The sequence below is a fragment of the Gordonia sp. i37 genome, assembly GCF_002043085.1.
Lineage (GTDB): Bacteria > Actinomycetota > Actinomycetes > Mycobacteriales > Mycobacteriaceae > Gordonia > Gordonia polyisoprenivorans.
Window position 1 is genome coordinate 1 of the sequence record NZ_MVPX01000060.1, and the last position, 5,374, is coordinate 5,374.

A 5,374-nucleotide genomic window follows, 5' to 3' on the forward strand; every position below is an offset into this window, starting at 1 on the left:
GGCGAGCCTCGAGACCGCCTGCACCGGTGCTGGATTCGGATCACGGTGGCCCGGATATCCATCGGTGCAACGGGTCTCGAGGCTACGTCGCTATCGCTCCTTCGCACCTCGACCAGCGGGGTCGATCGTCGGGCGGTGTACTACAGCGCGCAGTTCACCAAGACCGGCTCCGGGTGCAGGGTGATGCCGAAGGTGTCGGCGACGCCGTCGCGCACGTCGCGGGCGAGAGCGAGGAGTTCTTCGGTGGTCGCGCCACCGCGATTGGTCAGGGCCAGTGTGTGTTTGGTACTCAGACGCACCGGAGCGTGGGAGCCGGGGTAGCCCTTGGCGTAGCCGGCGCGCTCGATGAGCCAGCCCGCGGAGAACTTGACGCCATCCGGTGCCGGATAGGTGGGGACGGCGACGTCGGCACCGAGCCGGCCGGCGATGCGGTCGAGAATGGCCGGCGCGTCGTCGGCCCCGACGATCGGGTTGGTGAAAAACGAACCGGCACTCCAGGTGTCGTGGTCGTCGGGATCGAGCACCATGCCCTTGCCCGCACGCAGCGCCAGGACGGCCTCACGGACCGCCGCGGCGTCGGCGCGGCCACCCGGCTCGACGCCCATGGCGGCGGACAGTTCGCGATACCGCAGTGGCTGACTGGCGCGATCGTCGTTGAGCCAGAACGACACCGCAACCACGACCATCTCGTCGCGATGCTTGAGTCGCGACGTGCGGTAGGCCAGGCCGAGTTCACCCGGGGCCACCCATCGCAGGGTCCCCGAACGACGGTCGAGCACCTGGACCTCACGCAGCACGTCGGCGACCTCGACGCCGTAGGCGCCGACGTTCTGTACCGGCGTCGCACCGGTCGATCCAGGAATCCCGGAGAGACATTCCAGCCCACCGAAACCGGCCTCGACGGTCGCGGCCACCAGATCGTCCCAGGTGACCCCGGCGTCGGCGGTGACATGGGCCCGGCCCGATTCGCGGCCGGTCCCGAACTCGATACGGCTGCTCTCGATGCGGATGGCGGTTCCGGCGAAGCCCGCGTCGGCGATGACGAGGTTCGATCCGCCACCCATGACCAGGACCGGCTCGGAGACGGCGTCGGCGGCGAGGATCTCCTCGACGACCGATCGGGTGTCCTCACAGCGGAGCAGTGCCCGCGCCGGGCCGCCGACCCGCAGGGTGGTCAGGCCGGCCAGCGGCACTCCGGGCTGCAGCGAAGTCTCGGTCACGGGGCCAACGGTAACCCGAGGCGGCGCACGACAGCCGACGTCGGTGGCGTCGAGTAATCTCTCATCCCATGGCGAGCCCGCTGAAGCACTCGGTGTCCTATCCGTTCTCTGCCGACCGGTACTGGGAGATCGTGTCGACCGAGCAGTACTGGCACGACCTGCTCGAAGCCACCAACTCCAGCCACGGCAGGCTCGAGTCCTTCTCGTCGGACGGCACCACGGTGACGGTGAAGATGCTCCAAGGGGTGCCCGAGGATCGACTGCCGTCGGTGGTCACCAAGGTGCGTCCCGGCGACCTCGAGATCCCACGCACGATGACCTTCACCCGGGCGAAGGACGCGGTCAACGGCACGATGCACGCCTCGGTGTCGGGCGCTCCGGCCGACGTCGAGGGCGCTCTGGTGGTTTCCGGTGACCCGGCCGGCGTCGAGTACACGGGCACCGCCAAGGTGGGGATTCCCTTCGTCGGCGGCAAGATCGAGAGTGCCGTCATCGAACAACTGGTGGACCTGCTCGACAACGAACGGGAGAAGACGGTGACTTGGGAGGCCGCTCACCGCTGACGTAACCTGGCCGTCATGGCACGACGTCTCAGCTACTCCGCGCGCTATGCGCATCCCGTGGAGAAGCTCTACGAAGCTCAGAGCACCCGGCAGTATTGGGATGACATGATGGCGGGCTTCCAGATGATCTCGCCGCACTGCGAGGTGGAAGACTTCCGGTCCGATGAAACCGGCCTGAAAGTGGTGCTCAAGCAGCACATCGGCCGCGATCAGCTGCCCCCGATCGCCCAGACCGTCCTGATGAAGGACATGGTGATCACCCGCGAGGAATCGTTCGGGCCGTTCGACCCGGACAACACCAAGGGCAACTACACCGCGTCGATCCCCGCGGGTCCCGGCAATCTGCAGGGCTGGCAGGAACTGTTCCCCACCGAGACCGGCTGCACCATCCGCAAGACCACCGAGGTCAAGGTCTTCATCCCGTTCATCAACGGCAAACTCGAGCAGCTCATGCTGGTCAACCTGGTGGATCTGTTCCGCGCGGAGGCCGAGTACTCCAAGGACTGGATCGACAAGAACCTCTGACCGCGTGACACCCACCCCGAGACCTCACGGTCGGGTGACCCGGGGTACCACCAACATCAACCGTCTGCGCCGCGTCGACCGGTGGATGGCGCACGAACCGTCGATCGCCGCGGCGCTGGCCGCCGACGCGCGACCGATCGTCGTGGACCTCGGATACGGCGCACGGCCCGACACCTGTGTCGAGATGGCCCGGCGGCTGCGGCCCGTCGCACCCGACCTGCAGATGATCGGCCTCGAGATCGATCCCGACCGCATCGTCGCCCCGATCGACGGCGTGCGATTCGCACTCGGCGGTTTCGAGCTCGCCGGGGTGCGGCCACAACTGGTTCGCGCGTTCAACGTCCTGCGACAGTACGACGAGCACGAGGTGGCACCCGCGTGGTCGCAGATGATGACGCAACTGGCTCCCGGCGGGCTGATCGTCGAGGGCACCTGTGACGAGATCGGCCGTCGATGCGCCTGGGTGCTGCTCGACGCCGACGGGCCGCGCAGCCTCACCCTGTGCTGGTCGCCCGCGCACACGGGGAGACCCTCCGACCTCGCCGAACGGCTCCCCAAGGCGCTCATCCATCGCAACGTGCCCGGTGAGCGCATCCACGAGTTGCTCGTCACCGCCGACCGCTGCTGGGACAACGCCGCCGGTCAGACGGTCTTCGGCCCACGCGCACGTTGGGCGCAGACCCTCACGCTGATGCGTGCGGCGGGCGTCGACGTCGCGATTCCACGCCGCCGCGTCGTCGACAATCTGTTGACCGTGCCCTGGGAGACGGTCGCACCACGCGGGTAGTTTGGCCACATGCGCATCGCGATGGCCCAGATCACCTCCGGTACCGACCCGGACGACAACCTGCGTCTGGTCGCCGAACACACGGCCGCGGCGGCCGCCGACGGTGCCGTTCTCGTCGTGTTCCCCGAGGCGACGATGTGCCGGTTCGGGGTGCCGCTGGGCCCGGTCGCCCAATCGCTCGACGGGCCGTGGGCCACAGGCGTCTCGCAGATCGCGGTCGAGAACTCGGTGACCGTGATCGCGGGCATGTTCACCCCCGGCGACGACGGGCGAGTCGCCAACACCCTGCTGGTCGCAGCACCTGACGGCACCCGCATCGGCTACGACAAGATCCACCTGTACGACGCCTTCGGCTTCCGGGAATCGGCCACCGTCGCACCCGGAGACGTCGCGCGGACCGTGACGGTCGACGGCGTCCGCATCGGCCTGGCCACCTGCTACGACATCCGCTTCCCGGCGCTGTTCACCGCGCTTGCCCAAAACGGGGCCGAGGTGATCGTCGTCCCCGCGTCCTGGGGTGCCGGGCGCGGCAAGGTCGAGCAATGGCGGACGCTGGCCACCGCACGTGCCCTCGACTCGACGTCCTATGTGGTGGCCGTCGGGCAGGCCGAACCCGCCGACGAGGAGCTCCGCGCGTCGAAAGCGCCGACCGGCGTAGGACATAGCCAAATCTCAGATCCCTTCGGTAGCGTGGTCGCGTCGTACACGGGGGAGCAACGGCTGGGTGTACACGACCTCGACCTGGGTGTTGTCGCCAAGGCTCGCGAGCAACTCGCGGTCCTCGCCAACCAGCGGGAATTCCGAATCGAACCGACGCCCGTCGCGTACGAACTGTGATCACGCAAGACCGACGCCCCTAGGACGGAGTGCATGGCCGACGACACGACCGACGATCCGCAGACCCCTCGTGGTCCCGAGGATCCGGATGCCACCAAGCAGGTCGGTCGGGAGAACGCGCCGCGCGACCACTCCGCGGGACGGGACTTGCCGGCCGATCAGACCCCGGCGGAGCAGACCTCAGCAGAGCAGACCCCGGCCCAGCACGGTGCGGGGGAGAATCCCGCCCCCGACACCGAGCAGTGGGAGCCGACCACCACCTCCCGCCACGCGCGCGCCTACTCGCAGATCTCCGACGCCACCACGACCCCGGTGACGCCGCCACCACCCGCGGCGCACCCGCAGACCGCGCAGTTCACCACCGGGGAGAACCCGATGGACGGAGGGGATCCGGGAACGGGTGCGCATGCGGTTCCCCCGACCGGCGACGGCGTGGTCACGACGGCGCCGACGAAACGCGGCAAGGGAAAGTTCATCGCGCTCGGCGCGGTCGGACTGGTGTTGGTGATCATCATCGCGCTCGTCGGCACCGAACTCTTCTTGCGCAGCCGCGCCACCGATTGTCTCGAGCAACAGTTCGGCGCTCTGACCGGTCAGCCCACCAACGTGTCGATCAGCAAGAAACCCATTCTGCTGCAGAAGTTCTCGAACGATTACCCCTACGTCCAGGTGGACACCAGCGACTCCAATTCGACGCAGATGCAACTGCACGTGCGGGCCGACGGGGTCAGCCAGGACGGGAACACGGTCAAGGTCGACTCGCTCGCCGGCACCGGTTACGTCCCGTTCCAGCGGGTGATCGAGCTGAGCAAGCAGGGACAACTCTCCGGTGGCTCGACCGACAACAGCGGGACCAACGGTGGCACCACCAACGGCGGTACGGGAACCGAGGGCTCCGGCATCTTGGGCAGTACCCAGGTCAGTTCGGTCACCGGCAACGCCGCCGACGGCACGATCAAGGTGGACGCCGCGGTACAGGTCGCGATCTTCCCGGTGCCGGTCAGCCTCACCATGAAGCCGGTCCTCGACCAGGGCAAGGTGCGCTTCCAGGTGGAGCAGGCCAGCGCCTTCGTCTTCGGGATTCCCGCCGACTTCGCCCAGCAGTTCGTCGACGGCTTCGGCGACAGCCTCTTCGGTGACCTCACCAAGGAAATCAAGGTCACCTCCCTGAAGGTCACCGACCAGGGCGTCGACTTCGCCGTCACCGGTAGCAACGTCGATCTCGGGTCGGCGGCCGCGTCGACGTCGAGCTCGGGTTCGGCGCCGACCTGCTCGATCCTCTGAGCCGGACGGGCCCCACCACCTCGCAGGTACGCTGGGAGATGTCCGATTTTCCGACCCCGTTCCGGAGGAACCCGTGGGCCAGCTGCTCCTGATCGCCGTCGTCATCCTGCTCGTCGTGGGGGTGGTGGTGGTCATGCAGCGGCGCTCCGGTGCGAACA

The 5,374-nt window shown here is 67.9% G+C and carries 6 protein-coding genes; 5 read left to right on the forward strand and 1 reads right to left on the reverse strand.

Annotation, left to right across the window (positions count from 1 at the left end):
• Positions 1-140: 140 nt before the first annotated feature.
• Positions 141-1,220 carry a UDP-N-acetylmuramate dehydrogenase gene (locus B1964_RS02280; protein ID WP_079928643.1) on the reverse strand — a complete coding sequence of 360 codons (1,080 nt, stop codon included), beginning with the start codon at positions 1,218-1,220 and terminating at the stop codon, positions 141-143.
• 68 nt (positions 1,221-1,288) lie between these two features.
• Here B1964_RS02280 and B1964_RS02285 point away from each other — a divergent pair, with 68 nt between their 5' ends.
• From B1964_RS02285 to B1964_RS02305, 5 genes are read left to right on the forward strand one after another with little or no spacing between them, the layout of a single operon-like run.
• Positions 1,289-1,783, forward strand: coding sequence for a DUF2505 domain-containing protein (locus tag B1964_RS02285; RefSeq protein ID WP_006372564.1), 495 nt, complete (start codon positions 1,289-1,291; stop codon positions 1,781-1,783).
• Positions 1,784-1,798: 15 nt separating this feature from the next.
• Positions 1,799-2,308, forward strand: coding sequence for a DUF2505 domain-containing protein (locus tag B1964_RS02290; protein WP_079928644.1), 510 nt, complete (start codon positions 1,799-1,801; stop codon positions 2,306-2,308).
• Between the two features lie 34 nt (positions 2,309-2,342).
• Entirely contained in the window at positions 2,343-3,095 is a 753-nt protein-coding gene (locus B1964_RS02295; RefSeq protein WP_079928645.1) for an SAM-dependent methyltransferase, read from the forward strand.
• 9 nt (positions 3,096-3,104) lie between these two features.
• On the forward strand, positions 3,105-3,932 hold the full coding sequence (locus tag B1964_RS02300; RefSeq protein ID WP_079928646.1) for a carbon-nitrogen hydrolase family protein: 828 nt from the start codon (positions 3,105-3,107) through the stop codon (positions 3,930-3,932).
• A gap of 33 nt (positions 3,933-3,965) precedes the next feature.
• Positions 3,966-5,216, forward strand: a complete 1,251-nt coding sequence (locus tag B1964_RS02305) for an LmeA family phospholipid-binding protein (protein WP_079928647.1) — start codon at positions 3,966-3,968, stop codon at positions 5,214-5,216.
• The last annotated feature ends 158 nt before the right edge of the window (positions 5,217-5,374 follow it).

Excerpts from the sequence above, each read along its gene's own strand:
- B1964_RS02285 (WP_006372564.1), top strand. The coding sequence starts at position 1,289 with ATGGCGAGCCCGCTGAAGCACTCGGTGTCCTATCCGTTCTCTGCCGAC.
- B1964_RS02290 (WP_079928644.1), top strand. The coding sequence starts at position 1,799 with ATGGCACGACGTCTCAGCTACTCCGCGCGCTATGCGCATCCCGTGGAG.
- B1964_RS02300 (WP_079928646.1), top strand. The coding sequence starts at position 3,105 with ATGCGCATCGCGATGGCCCAGATCACCTCCGGTACCGACCCGGACGAC.
- B1964_RS02305 (WP_079928647.1), top strand. The coding sequence starts at position 3,966 with ATGGCCGACGACACGACCGACGATCCGCAGACCCCTCGTGGTCCCGAG.